The sequence below is a fragment of the Mesorhizobium sp. M0306 genome, from assembly GCF_040321655.1.
Lineage (GTDB): Bacteria > Pseudomonadota > Alphaproteobacteria > Rhizobiales > Rhizobiaceae > Mesorhizobium.
The window spans coordinates 195,992-213,532 of sequence record NZ_JAMYRY010000010.1 but is presented as its reverse complement, the minus strand read 5'-3'; the positions used below and the strand labels follow the sequence as shown (position 1 = coordinate 213,532).

At 62.2% G+C, this 17,541-nt stretch carries 21 protein-coding genes; 14 read left to right on the top strand and 7 right to left on the bottom strand.

Going from position 1 to position 17,541, the window contains the following annotated elements; genetic code table 11:
* Positions 1-263: 263 nt before the first annotated feature.
* Entirely contained in the window at positions 264-569 is a 306-nt protein-coding gene (locus NKI95_RS17185) for a hypothetical protein (RefSeq protein WP_352718268.1), read from the bottom strand.
* 236 nt (positions 570-805) lie between these two features.
* Here NKI95_RS17185 and NKI95_RS17180 point away from each other — a divergent pair, with 236 nt between their 5' ends.
* From NKI95_RS17180 to NKI95_RS17130, 10 genes are all read left to right on the top strand, one after another.
* Positions 806-2,098: an Nramp family divalent metal transporter gene (locus tag NKI95_RS17180; RefSeq protein ID WP_352718267.1), complete on the top strand. Its 1,293-nt coding sequence runs from the start codon at positions 806-808 to the stop codon at positions 2,096-2,098.
* Positions 2,099-2,354: 256 nt separating this feature from the next.
* Complete coding sequence (locus tag NKI95_RS17170) at positions 2,355-2,597, top strand: hypothetical protein (protein ID WP_352718265.1); 243 nt, start codon at positions 2,355-2,357, stop codon at positions 2,595-2,597.
* Between the two features lie 79 nt (positions 2,598-2,676).
* Positions 2,677-3,234 carry an FMN reductase gene (msuE, locus tag NKI95_RS17165; RefSeq protein WP_352718263.1) on the top strand — a complete coding sequence of 186 codons (558 nt, stop codon included), beginning with the start codon at positions 2,677-2,679 and terminating at the stop codon, positions 3,232-3,234.
* 53 nt (positions 3,235-3,287) lie between these two features.
* Positions 3,288-4,652 (top strand): LLM class flavin-dependent oxidoreductase, encoded by a 1,365-nt coding sequence (locus NKI95_RS17160; protein ID WP_352718261.1) that lies wholly within the window; start codon positions 3,288-3,290, stop codon positions 4,650-4,652.
* Positions 4,653-4,692: 40 nt separating this feature from the next.
* Positions 4,693-5,541, top strand: a complete 849-nt coding sequence (locus NKI95_RS17155; protein ID WP_352718260.1) for an ABC transporter permease — start codon at positions 4,693-4,695, stop codon at positions 5,539-5,541.
* 58 nt (positions 5,542-5,599) lie between these two features.
* A complete protein-coding gene (locus NKI95_RS17150) occupies positions 5,600-6,598 on the top strand; it encodes an ABC transporter substrate-binding protein (RefSeq protein ID WP_352718258.1) in 999 nt (332 codons plus the stop codon).
* 41 nt (positions 6,599-6,639) lie between these two features.
* On the top strand, positions 6,640-7,401 hold the full coding sequence (locus NKI95_RS17145; RefSeq protein ID WP_352718256.1) for an ABC transporter ATP-binding protein: 762 nt from the start codon (positions 6,640-6,642) through the stop codon (positions 7,399-7,401).
* Positions 7,402-7,571: 170 nt separating this feature from the next.
* Positions 7,572-8,207 (top strand): BA14K family protein, encoded by a 636-nt coding sequence (locus tag NKI95_RS17140; RefSeq protein WP_352718254.1) that lies wholly within the window; start codon positions 7,572-7,574, stop codon positions 8,205-8,207.
* 149 nt (positions 8,208-8,356) lie between these two features.
* Positions 8,357-8,686: a DUF2934 domain-containing protein gene (locus NKI95_RS17135; RefSeq protein ID WP_352718252.1), complete on the top strand. Its 330-nt coding sequence runs from the start codon at positions 8,357-8,359 to the stop codon at positions 8,684-8,686.
* Positions 8,687-8,689: 3 nt separating this feature from the next.
* Positions 8,690-8,839 (top strand): hypothetical protein, encoded by a 150-nt coding sequence (locus tag NKI95_RS17130; RefSeq protein WP_023677295.1) that lies wholly within the window; start codon positions 8,690-8,692, stop codon positions 8,837-8,839.
* A gap of 101 nt (positions 8,840-8,940) precedes the next feature.
* Here NKI95_RS17130 and NKI95_RS17125 read toward each other — a convergent pair whose 3' ends face one another.
* Positions 8,941-9,102, bottom strand: a complete 162-nt coding sequence (locus NKI95_RS17125; RefSeq protein ID WP_352718250.1) for a hypothetical protein — start codon at positions 9,100-9,102, stop codon at positions 8,941-8,943.
* Positions 9,103-9,315: 213 nt separating this feature from the next.
* Between NKI95_RS17125 and NKI95_RS17120 the strand changes: the two genes are divergently transcribed.
* Both NKI95_RS17120 and NKI95_RS17115 read left to right on the top strand, forming a co-directional pair.
* Positions 9,316-10,113, top strand: coding sequence for a helix-turn-helix domain-containing protein (locus tag NKI95_RS17120; RefSeq protein ID WP_352451460.1), 798 nt, complete (start codon positions 9,316-9,318; stop codon positions 10,111-10,113).
* Entirely contained in the window at positions 10,088-11,623 is a 1,536-nt protein-coding gene (locus NKI95_RS17115) for a GNAT family N-acetyltransferase (RefSeq protein ID WP_352718248.1), read from the top strand. Before NKI95_RS17120 ends, NKI95_RS17115 begins: the two co-directional genes overlap by 26 nt.
* 144 nt (positions 11,624-11,767) lie before the next feature.
* Here NKI95_RS17115 and NKI95_RS17110 read toward each other — a convergent pair whose 3' ends face one another.
* Positions 11,768-11,947 (bottom strand): hypothetical protein, encoded by a 180-nt coding sequence (locus tag NKI95_RS17110; RefSeq protein WP_352718246.1) that lies wholly within the window; start codon positions 11,945-11,947, stop codon positions 11,768-11,770.
* Positions 11,948-12,082: 135 nt separating this feature from the next.
* Here NKI95_RS17110 and NKI95_RS17105 point away from each other — a divergent pair, with 135 nt between their 5' ends.
* Entirely contained in the window at positions 12,083-12,343 is a 261-nt protein-coding gene (locus tag NKI95_RS17105) for a hypothetical protein (RefSeq protein WP_352718244.1), read from the top strand.
* Between the two features lie 3 nt (positions 12,344-12,346).
* On the top strand, positions 12,347-12,607 hold the full coding sequence (locus tag NKI95_RS17100) for a hypothetical protein (RefSeq protein ID WP_352718242.1): 261 nt from the start codon (positions 12,347-12,349) through the stop codon (positions 12,605-12,607).
* Here the strand turns inward: NKI95_RS17100 and NKI95_RS17095 are convergent.
* The 4 genes from NKI95_RS17095 to NKI95_RS17080 all read right to left on the bottom strand — a co-directional run bounded on the left by NKI95_RS17095 (position 12,604) and on the right by NKI95_RS17080 (position 17,539).
* The gene (locus NKI95_RS17095) at positions 12,604-13,308 is read right to left on the bottom strand and encodes an SOS response-associated peptidase (protein WP_352718240.1); all 705 of its coding nucleotides are present in this window, start codon (positions 13,306-13,308) and stop codon (positions 12,604-12,606) included. The genes NKI95_RS17100 and NKI95_RS17095 overlap by 4 nt on opposite strands.
* Before the next feature lie 110 nt (positions 13,309-13,418).
* Entirely contained in the window at positions 13,419-13,637 is a 219-nt protein-coding gene (locus NKI95_RS17090) for a hypothetical protein (protein WP_352718238.1), read from the bottom strand.
* A 1,079-nt stretch (positions 13,638-14,716) separates the two neighbouring features.
* The gene (locus tag NKI95_RS17085) at positions 14,717-16,501 is read right to left on the bottom strand and encodes an ABC transporter ATP-binding protein (protein WP_502908341.1); all 1,785 of its coding nucleotides are present in this window, start codon (positions 16,499-16,501) and stop codon (positions 14,717-14,719) included.
* 9 nt (positions 16,502-16,510) lie between these two features.
* Positions 16,511-17,539 carry a glycosyltransferase family 2 protein gene (locus tag NKI95_RS17080; RefSeq protein WP_502908340.1) on the bottom strand — a complete coding sequence of 343 codons (1,029 nt, stop codon included), beginning with the start codon at positions 17,537-17,539 and terminating at the stop codon, positions 16,511-16,513.
* Positions 17,540-17,541: the final 2 nt, after the last annotated feature.

Below are 17,541 nucleotides of genomic sequence, written 5' to 3'. Positions count from 1 at the left end.
CGGCCCGAACCCCGCCACGGCCGCATTCCTGTTCTGAGGGCCGACCGGGACGTTGGCATTCCTTCACACCCCCCTCTGTCCTGCCGGACATCTCCCCCTCAAGGGGGGAGATCGGCAGCTTCAATAGCCGCGCCCTTCTTGCAGCGTCGGAGATTAGCGAAGGCCGCGATGCGGGCCAATCTCCCCCCTTGAGGGGGAGATGTCCGGCAGGACAGAGGGGGGTGCTGTCCCGCCAGCGATCAAGACTACCCTTCTCGCTAGCCTCATATCCCCGAGCCATCCACCAGCGGCACATCTTCCCCTTCCCAGGGGCTCGGCATCGATCCCTTGCTGAGATTGGCCGACGGCAGCGGCATCCAGCACTTCAGTTCGGGTTCGGCATATTCGACGATGCGTCCTGGCGACGAATCGGAAGCGCGCCAGCCTTCGCTGCCGAACTGATCGGCGCGGGCCCAGTAAGCCATGTCGACCTCGGCCGGCCCCTGCTCGGATGGCCGAACCGTGACAAGGATTCTGCTGCCGTCCCTTGGCGCGCTCGACATGTGGCGCCACTGAGCGGGCTCGTCCATTGCATTTCCTCCTGCGATCTTCGCCTCGCACGGATAGTCGCTTCGCGTTCGGAAGCGGTCAACCCGAACTTTTTTGCCTGAGACAAAACCCCTGCCCCGTCGTCGCGGAACAAGTCATGGCGCGCCGGGTTTGGGCAAGTTGTTGAAGGAAGCAAAATGAGACCAGCGCCGCGACCGATCCTTATCATTGTTGCATGGCAGCCCGCGCCTTTCGTTCGCAACCCGGTCCGGTCGCAATGAGGCAGGCCGGTTCCGATCGTTCCATCCCACCTGAGGAGAGGAAAGGCGGCATAGGCCGAGCGCTCGGCCTCGGCCTGATAACAGGGGCGGCCGACGACGATTGCTCCGCGATAGGCACCTACGCCAGTGCCGGCGCCCGCTTCGGACCCGACCTGCTTTGGACGGCTCCGGTGACGTTGCCGATGATGTATGTGGTCGTCTATCTGTCGTCGAAGCTCGGCCAGGTATCCGGGCGCGGATTGTTCCACGTCATCAAGGACTTCTATCCGCGGTGGCTGCTCTGGGCCGTGCTTTTGGGTGTGCTTATCGGAAACACCATCGAGGCAGCGGCGGATCTTGGTGGAATGGCGGCCGCGATCAACATATTCGTACCGCTTCCCATTCCGCTGATCGTGCTGTTCGTCGCCGCCATCATCTTCGCCCTCCAGGTCTTCGGCTCCTATACTTTGATCCGCAACATCTTTCGCTGGCTGGCGCTGGCGCTGCTCGCTTATGTCGGAGCCGCCATTCTGGCCAAGCCGGACGCCGCGGCAGTACTGCGCGGAACGCTGCTTCCCAGGATCGAATTCAACCGTGAGTTCCTGTCGATCCTGGTCGCCATCATCGGTACGACGCTGTCCGCCTATCTCTACACGTGGCAGTCCAATGAGGAGGTCGAGGAGGAGATTGCCCAGGGGCGAACGACGCTCAGCGAAAGAAAGGGCGCCACCGACAGCGAACTCCGTCGCTCTCGCCGGGACATCCTCATCGGCATGATGTTTTCAAATCTCATCATGTATTTTATCATCCTGTCGACGGGTGCTACGCTCTACAAGGCGGGCCACCACGATATCGACACGGCAGCGCAAGCGGCGGAGGCGCTGCGACCGCTCGCCGGCCAAGCCGCAAGCGTCCTGTTCGCAGCAGGCGTGATCGGCGTCGGTTTCCTCGCGGTTCCTGTCATGACCACCGGCGCTGCCTACGACGTGGCACAAGCCATCGGCTGGAAAAACAGCCTGCACGCCCGGGCTCGAGAGGCGCCCAAATTTTATCTCGCCATCGGATTTTTTACGGCGATCGCCGCTGGCCTGAACTTTCTCGGCTTCAATCCGATGAAGGCGCTGGTTTGGTCCGGCATCGTTCAAGGCTTCTCGACGCCGCCCTTGCTGTTGCTCATCATGCTGATGACGAACAGCCGCAGGATCATGGGCGACCAGGTGAACAGCCGAAGCACCAACATACTCGGTTGGGCAACGACCGCCGCCATCTTCTCGGCGACGACCGGCCTGGTGGCAACCTGGTTCATGTGATCAGGCGGAAGCAAAGGGACGCCGCCGGTTGGATTACCCGTTCCCGCTTGCGGATTGTCCCAGCTTTGCCGGTCTTGGAAATTCCACAACGTCGCCTGTGGGCCGCTTGTATTGCGCCGCGACAATTGCATCGATCAGGAGATCCAGTGCCGCACGAGCCGTGCGGCTCGTCTCATCGTCGCCGCTCAAATAATGGCAGGCCCGTTCGAGGTGGAGGTGTGCGGCGGCAAAGTCGCTTGTCATAGGCTTCTCCCTGTTGCCCGCCGGCCGGCAAGATGACCGCCTCGATTTACCCAAAAGCAAATATCCACAGCCGGATTTGAATCAAATTGACCTGACTCACCGCAGCCCGAGGGACAAGGTGCTGGCAGGTCTTTGCATCGCTGGTCGATGCGCTGCGCCGGTGCAGTACGCCGCATGGAATGAACCAATTGCGGGCGATGTGCCGCAAACTCAGTTCGCTCACCGCCCTGCTTTTGAAATTTTCTCGCTCTTTTAATTCTACAAACTCTCTAGACTTAAAATAGATCGCTAGACCCAAGATCTTAAAAAATTGAGCGCTTGAGAGGGAGCCAGGAATGTCGAAGAAGCTCGTTGTGGGGCTGTCGGGCAACTTGACCCGGCCATCGAAGACCAAGGCGTTCGTCAGCCACATTGTCGGGCAGGCCGCGGAAAGCATCGGCGCGGCCTCGGCCGTCTTCGACATCGAGGATCTTGGCGCGTCCCTACCGCAGGCAAGGCGCCTCGGCGACCTCGACCCGGCGGCGCGCAACATCGTCGAACGGCTGCTGGGCGCCGACATCCTGGTGGCCGGCTCGCCGACTTTCAAAGGCAGCTATACCGGGCTTTTCAAGCATTTCTTCGACCTGCTCGATCCGTCGTCGCTGAGGGGCAAGCCCGTCATCCTCGCCGCGACCGGCGGCGGCGAGCGCCATTCGCTGATCGTCGAGCACCAGTTGCGGCCGTTGTTCGGCTTCTTCGAGGCGCTGACCGTGCCGACCGCGATCTACGCCTCCGACAAGGATTTTGCCAATGGCGTGCTGGTGTCGGAAGCCATCCACGCCCGCGCCCGGCAGGCGGTCGCCGAGGCATGCCGGGTAACCGGAGTGCCCTACAGCGTCGGCCTCGCCGCCTGAACGCACCACCGATCCGAGATCCCCTCCCCGGCCAAATCCAGGAGCACGCCGCGATGACCAGATCCACCAAATCCAGGCAAATCAAACTGGGCGCTTTCCTGCCCGGCGGCGGACAGCATATCGCCGCCTGGCGTCACCCCGATGCGCCGGCCGACGGCGCCACCAATTTCGAGTTCCACAAGCAGCTTGCCCTGACCGCCGAGCGCGGCCTGTTCGATGCCTATTTCCTCGCCGACAATCTGACGGTCGGGCTCGGCGCCCGCGAAGGCGGCAATGCCAAGATCGCCGGCTTCGAGCCGGTGACACTGTTTGCAGCGCTGGCGCCGCTCACCACGCATCTCGGCTTCATTGCCACCGCCTCGACCACCTATGAGGAGCCCTACACGCTCGCCCGCAAATTCGCCTCGCTCGATCATCTGTCGAATGGCCGGGCCGGCTGGAACGTCGTCACTTCGGCCGGCGACGAAACCGCGCGCAATTTCAATCGCGAGACGCAGCCTGCCCACGCCGAGCGCTATGCCCGCGCGCATGAGCATGTCGAGACGGTCAAGGCGCTGTGGGACAGCTGGGAGGACGATGCTTTCGTCCGCGACAAGAAATCGGGGCGCTTCTACGACAAGGACAAGCTCCACGACATCGACCACAAGGGCCTGCATTTCAGCGTCAAAGGGCCGCTCAACGTGCCGCGCCCCGTGCAGGGGCACCCGGTGGTGGTGCAGGCGGGGCAATCGGAGGACGGCCGCAAGCTCGCCGCCCACTCGGCGGAAGTCATCTTCACCGCCCATCAGAACCTGGCGTCGGCGCAGGAATTCTATCGCGATATCAAGGCCCGCGTGACGGCCGTCGGCCGCGATCCCGAGCAGGTGCTGATCATGCCGGGCGTAGCACCCTTCGTCGGCCGCACCGAAGAAGAAGCGCGCGCCAAATACCAGCAGCTGAACGATCTCATCTTGCCGGAGGACGGCGTCGCCCTGCTCAACGGGCTGGCCGGCCAGACGCTCGACATCAGGGGCTATCCGCTCGACGGACCGCTACCGCCGAGCAAGGAAACCGAAGGCATGAAGAGCCGCCAGGCGCTGATCCGCCAGATTGCCGACGAGCACAACTTTACCATCCGCCAGCTCTATCAATGGGTGGCGACGGCGCGCGGCCATTACACCGTCATCGGCAGTGCAGTGCAGGTCGCCGACCAGCTGGAGGAATGGTTCGGCAACGAAGCCGCCGACGGCTTCAACATCCTGCCGCCCTGGCTGCCCGGCGGGCTCGACGACTTCGTCGAGCTGGTTATCCCCGAACTGCAGCGCCGCGGCCTTTTCCGCACGGCCTATGAAGGCAGGACGCTGCGCGAGAACCTCGGCCTCAGGCGGCCTGAAAACCCGTGGACCGCCGCTCGCTCGGCCGTGCTGGCTGCCGAATAGTCCCGAGAAGCCCGATACTTTCCAAGCAAGAGGCAAGACGATGACTTTGCAGCACATCGAACAGGCCGCCAGCCTCGGCACGCGTGACAGCACGACAAGCCTCGGCTCGGACTTCCTGCGCCTCGGCGGCCGGGCGGGAATTCGCTTCCTGTCGCGCTACGGCGTCCTCATTGCTTTCCTCGCAATCTGGCAAGTGTCGAGCAGCGCCGGCTGGGTCAACACGGCCGTGCTGCCCCCGATCGACATGATTGTCGCGGCACTTTGGAAGGGGCTGGCCGGCGGCACTCTGCTCGGCGACATCGCCATCAGCCTGCAGCGCGCCGGTCTCGCCTTCGCAGCCGCCGTGCTGGTCGCCATCCCGCTTGGCCTGTTCATGGGCCAGGTGCGCGCGGTCGAGACCGCGCTCGATCCCATCCTGCAGGTCTTCCGCCAGACCTCGGCGCTGGCGCTCTACCCGGTGTTCATCCTGCTGCTTGGGCTCGGCGAGGCCTCCAAGGTGTTCGTCATCTTCTGGGCGACGCTGTTTCCGCTGCTGCTCAACACCATCGGCGGCGTCAAGCAAGTCGATCCGAAACTGCTGGAGATGGCCCGCGTCTATGGTGCCAGGCAGCTCACCGTGTTCCGCCGCGTTGTGCTGCCCGGCGCCGTGCCCTCGATCTTCGTTGGGCTGAGGCTCAGTGCCACCACGGCGCTGCTGCTGTTGATCGCCTCCGAAATGATCGGCGCCAACAAGGGCATCGGCTTCCAGGTGATGAACGCGCAATACAACTTCCAGATCCCGCTGATGTTTGCGGCAATCGTCATCCTCGCCGGCCTCGGCCTGATCGCCAACCAGGCGCTGGTCAGCCTGCAGCGGCGGCTCTGCCGCTGGAGCAATGCCGTCGACTGACCACCCGCCCTTACCAATCTCAACCAGGCCAGAACTCAAACCAGGAAAGACCCGGACCATGAAAATCACCCGCCGTTCCCTGCTTGCCGGCGCGCCCTTCGCCGCCGGCCTTCTCGCCGCCGGCCTGCCGCGCATCGCCCTTGCCGAAGCGGCACCTGTCAAGTTCCGCTCCCTCGCCAGCCGTGGCAGCATCTCTCCGCATGAGCTTGCCGGCGAGCTCGGCTATTTCAAAGGCCTCGGTATCGAACTCGAGAATGTCGGCTACGCCAGCGGCGGCCCGGAATCATTGTTTGCGCTCGCCTCCGGCAGCGTCGATATTGGCTCGGCCGCAACCGCCGCCGTGATCAACTCGATCTCCGGCGGCAACGACTTCGTCGCCGCCTATCCGAGCAACGGCATCAACAGCAAGGTGCGCAGCGTCTTCTACGTGCTGGACGACAGCCCGATCAAATCGATTGCCGACATTGCCGGCAAGACCATCGCCGTCAATACGCTCGGCGCCCATCTTGACTACACCGTGCGCGAGGCGCTGCACAGCGTCGGCCTGTCGCCGGATGCCGCCAATCTCGTCGTCGTGCCCGGACCGCAGCTCGAGCAGACCTTGCGCTCCCGCCAGGTCGACATCGCGGCGCTCGGCTACTGGCAGGCGACGTTTGCCGGGGCCCTCGTCGACAATGGCGGCGTGCGTGGCGTGTTCAACGACACCGACGTGCTGGGCGAGCTGGCCGGCGGCTTCGTCGTGCTCAGGCGAGACTTCATCGCCGCGCATCCCGACGCCGCCCGCAATTTCGTCGAGCAATCGGCCCGCGCCTCCGACTGGTCGCTGCAGAACCCCGACGAAGCGCGCAAGGTGCTCGCGACAATCCTCGACAAGCGCGGCGAAAACGGCGAGCTGGCCCGCTACTGGACCGGCTTTGGGCTGCGCCAGGGGGCCAAGGCAACAGACCGCGACATCGACTTCTGGGTCAGCGTGCTCGAGCGCGACGGCCGCCTGGCAAAGGGTAAGCTGAAGGCAGCGGACATCCTCTACCGGCCCGGCGAAACCAAGACCAACTGACAAGGCCAACCGGCAAGACAATCAGCTGGGAGACTAGCGCGATGAGCAGCACAAGCGGCGGTGAGGTCAGCATCCGCGACCTGTCCAAATCGTTCAGCATCGGTGGGCGTTCGCTTGCCGTGCTGAGAACCCTCAACCTGGACATCCGCTCGGGTGAATGCCTTGTCATCGTCGGCGCCAGCGGGTCGGGCAAGACCACGCTGCTGCGCATCCTTGCCGGGCTGGAGGCCGCCGACAGCGGCGGCGTCGCCATCGACGGCAAGCCGGTGCACGGCGTCGGCGCCGAGCGCGCGGTGATTTTCCAGGAACCGCGCCTGCTGCCCTGGCTGACCGTGCTCGGCAATGTCGCCTTCGGCCTCGAAGTGCGCGTCGTGCCGAAGGCCGAGGCCGAGGAACGGGCGCGCTTCTATATCGCGCTCGTCGGCCTCGCCGAATTCAGCGATGCTTACCCAAGGCAGCTGTCGGGCGGCATGGCGCAGCGCGTCGGCATCGCCCGCGCCCTGACCGTGCAGCCCGAAATCCTGCTGCTCGACGAGCCGCTGGGCGCGCTCGACGCCATGACCAAGATCGGCATGCAGGAGGAACTGGCCCGCATCTGGAGCGAGGAGAACGTCACCATGGTGATGGTGACCCACGACCTCGAGGAAGCGATCTACCTCGCCGACAGGGTGCTGATCCTGCCCAAGGAGAAAGGCGGCGCGGCGCGGCTGATCGACATCGACCTGCCCCGCCCGCGCGAGCGCAGCGAAAGCCGCTTCGTACGCTACCGCGAAGAACTGCTGCGCGAATTCGGCCTGCACTGAAAGCTATCAAAAGGCCTTGGGGTTCCTCGCCCCGCAAAGCGGGGAGAGGTGTCTCGGCAAAGCCGAGACGGAGAGGGGCCCTCTTTTGAGTGCCCCCGCCTCGACGCTCTTTCCTGGAACCAGATTCCCCGCCCCGGCATTTCTTTAACCGGGAGGCGAAGGAGCGCGGCATGAAAGCTTTGTTCGCAATCTTTGGCGGCTTCGCGCTGACGCTCGCCGTATTCGCCAGCGGGCTGGCCTTCGCCACCTGGCTTCTGATAGCCAAGCCGGTGCAGCCGATTGCCCCGGTCTCCAGCGTCGCCGAACTGTGGACCAAGGATCCGCGCCCGGTAAACCCGGCCTCGCAGCGCCTCGAGCGCCTTCCCGCTCGCGCGGTCCCCGTTCGCACCTCGGAAGTTGATCGCACCTCGAAACCCGCCGACACCGCCGCAGCTTCGACACCCGACACCACCGCCACCGGCTCTATCAAACCGGCGGTGGCAGAGCAGCAGACGCTGCCCGCCGCCCATGTCGAATGGTGCGCCAGCCGCTATCGCTCCTACAGGCCGGACGACAACCGCTACACATCCTACAGCGGCCAACAGCGCCCCTGCATCTCGCCCTATCTCGACGCCGGCGATGACGGCAGCTACGTCGAGGCGAGCGATACGTCGTCGGTGGAGGGCTACGCGCCATCGGATGAACCCGGCGCCGCCGAGCTCTTATCCGACCACATGCAATACTGCTTCAGCCGCTACCGCTCATATCGACCGGAGGACAATAGCTATCAGCCCTATTCCGGGGGGCCGCGCCGGCAGTGCGAGTAGGCTGGCGCGCCGGATGGCGGGCTAGCGGACCGAAGGGCATGGTGTCTTGTGCGATCCCACCCTCGAGCGGCTAACCAGCGATCACGCAAATTTTTTTGGATCGTTCGGGTTGGCGCGGCGTTCATCCGATACCCAAAGGAGAAATCAACATGGGCGACGACCGGGACGACAAGATTCGTGAGCGCGCATACCAGATCTGGGAACGCGAAGGCGGGATCCATGGCGATCCCGAGCGGCACTGGCACCGGGCCGAGGCCGAGATCGACAGGGAGGCAGCCCTGCCGTTGACGGCAGGCGATGCCCTGCCGGAAACCCGCGAGGTCGCGAGCTCCGACATCTTGACGGTGGAGGCCCTGGCGGTGCGCACCGGCATATCGGGCGAACAGGCACAAGACCTCATCGACAGGCTGGGCAACGACCGGGCGGCGATCGAACAAGCCGCGCGCAACCTCAAGGGGAAGCAGCGGCTCGGGGAGTGACAGATGATCAGAAAACTCAAAGACGGAAAATACCGCCTCTATTCGCGCAAGAAGGACGAAAAGACCGGCAAACGCCGCAATCTCGGCACCTTCGATACCCGCGAGGCCGCCGAGAAGCACGAACGCGAGGTGCAGTATTTCAAGAGGCATTGAGGGGCGTTGGTGGCCGGTGCCCGCCAGCCAGTCGCGCGGCCTGCCTGGCGGAACCTGAATTCCAGCCCCTAACAAGCCGTCGCGAAGCCGCTTCAGCGTTATCAGGCGATCGGCTGGCCTATCAGGTCGATGCCGTGCAGTGGGCAAAGTTCGGCCTGCGTGGGCTGCGATTGCGACGTCGGCGCCTTAAGGCTTGGCTGTTCTGCCTTGGCAACGGCAACGCTGTTCCCCTTCGCCAGCCAGCTTATCGCTCTGTCGCTCAACGCAGTCGCTCCGACGATCACGACAGTGGCCGAAAGCTGATGCTCGAACCACACTCATTTAAGTTGCGGCATGCCTCCCAGTTTTGATCTCGAGGCATTTCGACTTGGTCCATGTGCATGACCTCAGTCTGGTCAGGCGGGACTATGCCGGCGCGCATGTCCGGCGATATACAATAATTCCTTATAGGGAATATACCTGCTATCATTATACCCATGAATCAGAGAGACAATATTGCATCGAAAGATGGCACCTTCGTCGATGCAGTTCGCGTCGGCAGCGGCGAGGCTGGCCGTGTAGTTGGCATATCACTGAAAACCTTGCGGCAGGCTCTCGGACTGACCCAATTGGAGCTTGCACAACGGTTGGGCGTAGGCCAAGCCGCCGTCTCGAAAATCGAACAGCGGGGCGATGTTCAGATTTCTTCCCTTCAGCGATATGTCGAAGCATTGGGCGCGCGCTTGCGTATCGATGCTGTCTTCCCAGCTGTGTCCGACGCTCTCGCCGATACCTTAAGAGCATATCAAGATGATCATGACCAATATGTATTGCCGATCTTCGACGATGACCTCAGGTCGCGTCGCGATCTTGTTCTAAGTATTAAACCAGAGTACTCCAAAAAGATTCTGGTCGGCAAGAAAACAGTCGAACTTCGGCGCAGGTTTCCATTAGCTACCCCTCGAGGAACTGTCGCTTATATCTATTCGACGTCGCCAGTGCGCGCGCTTGTTGGCGCCGCTGAAATCCGTGGTATCGAACGGTTGCCGATCAAAACCCTGTGGCAACGCCATGGCAGGTCGGCCTCGATTCGTAAGGCCGATTTCGACTCCTATTTTGGGGGGCTGGATGAAGGCTACGCTCTGACGATGGTGAAGCCACGGCTGTTTTCTCGGCCCCTCGATTTAGCGGAATTGAGGGAGCGATTTGGGTTTAAGGCACCGCAGTCATTTTTGTACGCAAAGCCCAGTCTTCAAAGAGCGCTCCAGAATGAGCCGTCAAACTTATCTAATTGATACTAATGTCATAATTTTTCTAGAAGATAACAGAACGGTCGAACCGGCCTTCGCTGCGTTCACTAGTCTCGCCGCCAAGCATAAAGTGGACATATTTGTCCATGAGGCCGCGCGAGATGATATCGGCCGGGACACTGATGCAACGCGCCGCCGTATCTCCCTAAGCAAGCTCGACAAGTTCCAGACGCTAGTTAAGGTTCGCGGTCTGACAGCCGCACAGCTTCAAGCCGAATTCGGCTCTTTGCCGCGCCCGAATGACGTGGTCGATGCAACGCTGCTACATGCCCTAGCCATTAGGGCTGCCGACTTTGTTGTTACGCAGGACCGTGGGTTCCATGATCGTGCGCGTCGTCATTCGCCCGAGCTCGGACGTCGAGTACTCTTTGTGGCAGATGCCGTGCAGCTGCTCCGTACAACCTTCGAGCCTGTCGAGGCTCCAGTCCGATATGTCGAAGAGGTTTCAGCCCATTCCATCCCGCTCACTGACACGATTTTCGATAGCCTGCGCGAAGACTATAAAGACTTCGATGCTTGGTGGACCGAGAAATGCGTCAAACAGCACCGTCCATGCTGGATCGTAGACGATGGCGGCGTGGCCGGCATTCTCGTACGGAAAGATGAAATCGGCGCGGATACAGATGCAACCCAAAAAGCTGCGAAGATCCTGAAGATTTGCACGTTCAAAGTCCGGCCGGAGAAACGCGGCTTCAAGATCGGTGAGCTGTTGCTCAAAAAGGCTTTCTGGTTCGCCCAGCGGAATCGTTACAATCTCATCTATGTCACGACCTTTGAGACCCAACCCACTCTGATCGATCTCCTGGAATATTTTGGGTTCCAGCATACCGCAACAAAGGAAGATGAGGAGCGGATCTATGAGAAAATGCTGTCGCCTGCCGCACTCCCACCCGTTCCCAGCCAAAGCAGCTTTGACACACACCGCCTGAACTATCCTCGTTTTGTGGTTACTGAGGAGACCGAGGCCTTCGGGATCCCGATACAGGAAGCCTACCATGACGTTCTTTATCCGGACCTTCGCCAGCTTGTGCAGTTTGAATTGTTCGATCCACAGGGCCGCGGTGGAGGCCCCAAAAGACCTGGAAACACCATCCGCAAGGTCTATCTTTGCCGCGCGCCGTCCAACCTGGGTGCCCCTGGGGCACTGCTAATGTTCTACAAGGGAAAATCCGACCTCAAGCCATCACAGGCGATTACGGCAATTGGCATTTTGGAAGATATGAAGCTCGCGGAATCGACCCGGGATCTTTTATTGATGACTGGTGGTCGCTCCGTCTACAGCGAGAAGGACCTTGAGGCTTGGCAGGCGACGCCAACGCGTCCCGTTAAGGTGATTAATTATCTCCTAGCCGCATACATGGAGCCCGCAATCCCAATCGCTCGGCTCAGACAGATGGGAGTCTTTGGTGCCCATCCTCCACAGTCGATCTTTCGGATCACGACAGCAAAGTTACGACAGCTGTTGGCCGGTCGTGATCTCGGATTCACGCCATGACAAACCGACGCGTTGTCATCGCTTTGCGGCTAGGGACGCATCATGCGCAAAACCGGTACAGCTTAAACGGCCTGGCCGGCGGCTAGGATACCGCCTCTTGATAGGAGTCTAACGGCGCTTGGGTTCTGGCCCACTCTCCACTCCTCAGCGCACCGCCCGGCGCCGGCTCGCCACCGCATCCAGCCGTTCCTGCAGATGCCCATTCAGCACAATCATCTCCTTCAGCGCCTTCACCGCATCACCCTTGTGCTGGGCAATGAACCTGTCGGCGATGGCCTGCAGCGCAGCCTCCTGGCGGCTGTCCAGTGTCACGATGTGGTCCATGACGGTGCCTCCAGTGTTCCTGTTGAAATTGAACAAAACGGGAACAAAAATGTCAACGGCGAATTGACTCCGCGAGGAATGCCTTCCTATTTGTCAGCAGGCGGGGCGGTTGCTCACAAATCGAGGAGAGCCGCGATGGGCAGACGAAAAAGCCGGTTCGACAGGCTGTCGGCGAGGGATGCGGAGGCGATCATCAGGGACGCTTTGAGCCTGCGCCGGACGGTGCTGTCGTCGCAGCTGCATCTGAAGGCGCATGGCGAGCTGTTCTGGCAGCTTTGCGGGCTTGTCGAGAAATTGCACGAGGTGCTGGCCAGCGTCGCGGAGCAGGAGCCCGATTATCGGATGGCAGAGCTTGGCCTGCTTCCCCTCCCCGAGGATTACTCGACCCGGAAATGAGCCATGGCCGGGCCGATGGACAGCGTTGGACGTGCCGCCAAGGCCAACATGCTGCTTATCGTGGAATGCGGCCATTGCTACCATGTCGGACGGTTCAGGGCGAATGACGTCGCCCAGGTGGTGGGCTGGAACAAGCCGCTGGAAGCCATCAGGTTCAGGTGCAAGCGATGCAGCCGCACGGACACGACGGTGAAGACGCAGTTCATCGACCAGGATCATCCGCCCAAGGGCTACATCTGGGTGCTGCAGAAATTCAAGCGCTAAAACAATGAGCCTTGCGCCGGCGCCTGCTGCGGAAACTTGATCTGTGTCGCCGGTTTTTCGACGATCACCAGCGCATCATCGGGCGCCGTGCGCTGCAGGTGTCTTGCCTCCGACCATGGCGCGGTGAGCCAGGTCTGGGTTTCTTCCGGCGTGGTCAGGATCACCGGCATTGCCTTCTCGTGGATCGGCGCGACCAGCGCGTTGGGCCTGGTCGTCATGAAGCCATAGACCTGGTGCTCGGCGGGGCCGTCCTTGACCTTGCGAATGCCCTGCCAGCGCGTCCACAGGCCGGCAAAGAAGAACAGTGGGCGGTCCTCGCCGAGTGCAAACCAGTAGTTGCGCTGGATGCCGGTCTCGGGGTCCTTGTCGCCGGGCGTCGGGCTGGGCTCGGCGAAGCTGGTGACGGGCACCACGCAGCGGTTCTCGATGCCGAGATATTGCTGCCAATGGCCGTATTGCGGATTGCGGATGTTGGTGGTGCCGTAGTCGGCCTTGCCCTTCACCCGCTCCAGTGGCGTCGGCATGCCCCACAGCAGATTGGCCAATTCGCGTTCGCCGTCCGGCGCGTTGCGCACCACCGGGCCTGGCTGGTTGGGATAGATGTCGATGGAGGGTTCGAGATTGCCAAGGATGTCACGCAGGGCGCGTGTCCACTGGCGGATGGCCTCCTGGCTGGTCGTGATATTGTAAAGATTGCACATTTCAGGCCGTTCCCGGATGCTTAGGCATCTTGTTGGAAACGGCCCGGAATTTCCAGCGCTGTCCGTTGGGTTGCTGACACGGCAGGCCGTGTCAGCAATGTTTGTGAGACCTACCGCGCCGATTGTCTCATGGCTTGTGCGGCTACCGCCGCCAGAAAAGCCCTCGCCGCGGCATCGCAGGCCGCTCGAGACGGGCCTTTGGCGAAAAGAAGAAGCTCGGCGGCTCGAATGTTGAGCCCGTGCTTCCTTGCGAATGTGGCTAGATCGTAAGGCTTGTTGTCGTAAGGCTGGTCGTCATAGTCGATCGTCAGATCGTAGTTTTCTTTCATTTTCTTCCTCCCGTTAGCGATCTCCCCCCTCCTGTCGCTAACGCAAAATTAACGTCGATGGCGGCGGGCGAGTCCACCAATCAGAGATTGTGTAAAAAACGTACGAGCTCGGATGCTCGCCCTTGCAACGGGGCGCGAGCGATCGCCGCGGACCGGACCGGTCGAAAGAGCCGATTATGATGGCAACGTTGGAAAAGGCTGCCACGGCCTGGTGCTACGGGGAGTGTCCGCGACGCCTAGCGCGCCTTGGCCGTCGTTTTCGTCTTCCAGGCCTGGTCCGCCAAGCCGGCCTCGTTGGTTCAGCTAAAGAATAAATCCGGCTAATAACACCGTAAAGAGCAGTGACAGCGGAACGGCCGCAAGACACCAGATCTCCAACGTGTTGTTTTGCAGCGGGTCCATCGTCAGCCTCACTTTTTGGTTCGTCATTGTGACATTAACGGTTGGTCGGAGGTAGGGGTTCCAACCGACGCTGTTCATAGAGCGCTGCCTGTGCGGTATATTAGCAACAGCTTGACGACCGCTGAGCCCCTAACGCTTGGGACAGCTTCATTTGGCGCCGGATTGGATGCGTATTCCGCAGGAATGCAAGCGCCCCTCCGCAGCAGCCGTGGGGGGCGCGGGCCCCGCCCCTGATCAGCGCCGAGCCGGTCATGCCGGAACCAATAACTGCGTCGACCCTCCGGCCGGAGTTTCGCTACCACCGAGCCGATCCGATGTTCACTCCAGCCAGCGATGCGCGTTTATAGGACCTAAGTCTGACCTGCCTGCGCAATGGTCTTGCGTACGGCCGGCGTCGGGAACAACTGCGCCGGTCTTCAGTTGATGGCGTCACCTCCTCGAGGAGACATCGGCGCAGAATCAGTCCCTTCATGCGCTGATTAGGGTCTGCCTGCCATTGCTGGATTTGGCAGGCGGACCCTTGGTTCTGTACGCTCCAGATCGATGCGGGGTAAGCTCGGGATCACTCATCATCCCAGAAATCCTCCAGAGAAGCATGGCGGAGGTCTTCCTCGCTCCTGAGAGGCTTGGCCTCGCTTGACGACCTCCCAGTGCGCGCACGCAGCGGGGGGTCGGCCTCAGCCCTCCAGCGCCTCGTGCTGGTAAAGCTCATCCATGCTGAGCGTCGCCAGGGCCGCGAACGGCGCCTGCTTCTTCACGCGGCCGTTGCTCAGGATCACGACGTCGTCGCAGAACGAGATGGTGCTGCGGTGATGGCTGATGACGATGGTGGTGCGGCGGCCGGCCCGCGACTTCAGCGTCTCGACGATCGCCGCTTCCGACAGTCCGTCCACTGCATTGGTGGCTTCGTCGAGGATGAGGATATCGGGATCACGCACCAGGGCCCTGGCCAGCGCGATCCGCTGCCGCTGTCCCGCCGAGAGATTGACGCCCCGGTAGCCGACGACGGTCCTGTAGCCCTGCGGCAGCTGCTCGATGAAATCATGCGCTTCGGCCAGTTTTGCCGCGCGCTCGGCGTCGTCGGCCGAGGCCGCGTCCTGGCCGTAGATGATGTTGTCGAAAATGGTGCCGTCGACCAGCTCCAACTCCTGGCTGGCGAGCGCGATGTGCTTTCGCCATTGGCTGGGGTCGATACGGTCGAGCGGCAATCCATCGACGAGGATCCTGCCGCTGTCCGGTTCGACGAAGCGGCACAGGAGATTGACGATCGTTGTCTTACCGGCGCCCGAGCGGCCGATCAGCGCCGTCGAGCGGCCGCTGCGGAGGTCGAAACTCGCCGCATGCAGCACCACCGCGCGCTGTTCCGAACCGGAATAGGTAAAGGTGACGTCCTCGAACTTGATGCCCTGGCTGAGCCCGGGGAACGCCGCGTCACCTTGCGGCGGCGCGGGCTTGTCGGACGGGTCCAGCATCCACGTCACCTCTTCCAGCGACCCGCTCAGGCCTTGCAGCTGGCTCCAGGCCATTTGCAACGACCGCATATAGGGCTGCAGCCGGTAGAGCAGGATGACGAAGGCGACGATCAGCGGGAAGCTGACATCGGCGAACCAGGCGCCGATCACCACCGCCAGGAACAGCATGGCGTGCAGAACTTCGGTCAGCGGCGGCAATGCTCCCTGACGCGTCAAAAGCACGAACGCCGCCCGGCGCACTGCATCCGATGCACGGTCGAATGCCGCCTTCTCGCGTTGCTCCTGGCCAAAAATGCGGATCAGCCGCCCGGCATGCACCAGATGCAGCATCTGCGATGCGAGCTGGCTGTTGCGGGAGGCGACGCTGCGGCTCGGCGCCTTCAGATTTGCCGACAGCATGGCGTGCGCGACCTGCACCAGCGCCAGCCCCAGCGTGACCAGCAACGTCATCTGCCACGATAGAAGCAGCAGGAAGGTCAGGAGGATGATTGCGGCCGACGCGTTAACGATTGCCCCAAGCGTGATCTGGATGGCATCCGAGGCCCGCCAGGATTCGTTGGAGATGATGTTGAGCAGCCGTCCAGGGCTTTGCTGCAGGAAGAACGGGTAGCCTACCCTAAGCAACTGCTCCGACAGCGCGCTGCGGATCGAATGGCTGGCCTTGCCATAGATGAAGGTGGTCAGCAGCGTGTTGGCGAAGGCGAACAGATTCTTCAGAACGATCGAGCCGAGGATGGCGACCGATATGACGATCAGCCGGTCGCGCTCGCTCAGGCTCGCTCCGACATGCTGGAAGACGGCGGAAAAGCCGGCCATGCCGGTCTGCCCCTGCCCCATGATTATGTTCAGCAACGGGATGATCAGGCCGATACCAAAACCTTCGAGCGCGGCGCTGAGCAGCCCGAGCACCACCACGGCCGGAAGCAGGCGCAACTGCTTTTGCCCGAGCGCGCGGCGCAGCATCGGCAGGCTGGGCGGCATCAGTCGCATGATAGCGGATCACCTCGCCTCGGCATTTGCCTGTTGCTCCTGTCGCACTTCCGTTGTCTTTGGCGATTTCGCCAGCAAAAGCACCGCGAACTTGGCCGCGCCGAGCAGATTCATGCCGATGATCGGCCAGTGCGACAGCTTGAGTTCGCGGTCGAACAGCGGGCCTTTCCTCAGTTCGCGTAAGGCCGCCCTCATAGACCAGTAGAAATGGCGAAGCAGCCACGGCGCGTACCGGATATGTTTCAGGCAAAGCCCGCCATTGCCCATGCTGTAGTCGCGATGCAGCTTTTCGATGGCTTTGCGGTCGCGCCGGCCGTGATGGTGATAGATGGTCATGTCGGGCACATATTCGACCGGAATCCCAAGCAGCACCGCCCGCACCAGATAGTCCGTATCCTCCGCCGAGCGCAGCGGGCCGCCGGCGCCGAAGCGTTCGTCGAAACGGCCGATGCGGGCGGCAACATCGCGGTGCATCGTCATGTTGCAGCCGAGTACGAAGCCGCCGGGATGGACATCCGGCGTAAGCCGCGCGCGCACCGGCGACCGCTTGATCGTGAACGGCAGGTCGCGGAGATCGCCGATCTCGACGCGGCCGCCACGGATGACCCGTTCGCCGGCCGCATAGTGCCGCTGCAGATCGCGCAGATAATCCTTGTGGACCGCACAATCATCGTCGACGAAGACCAGCACGCGGCCCCGCGCCCGCTCCAGCCCGGCATTGCGGGCGGCCGCCAGTCCAGGTCGTGGTTCGCGAATAGCCGTGAACGGAATGTCCGAAAGTTCGGCGATGCTGGCCAGCCGTTTGGCCGTGCTGTCGGTCGAGCCGTTGTCGACAACCACCAGTTCGGCAGAGAAGGCAGGGTAGGCGCGGCACGCGGCCTGGATCGACTTTATGCAAGGCTCGAGCACGCTGACACGGTCGCGTGTGCAGACGATGAAGCTGACCGCCGGCGCCGGTCCTTGCTGCGGCTGCGGCGACATGGCCGCCGGCACCGTCGAGCGGCCGCGCTGCTGGAGCTGGTGCGATTTGACGAACATGC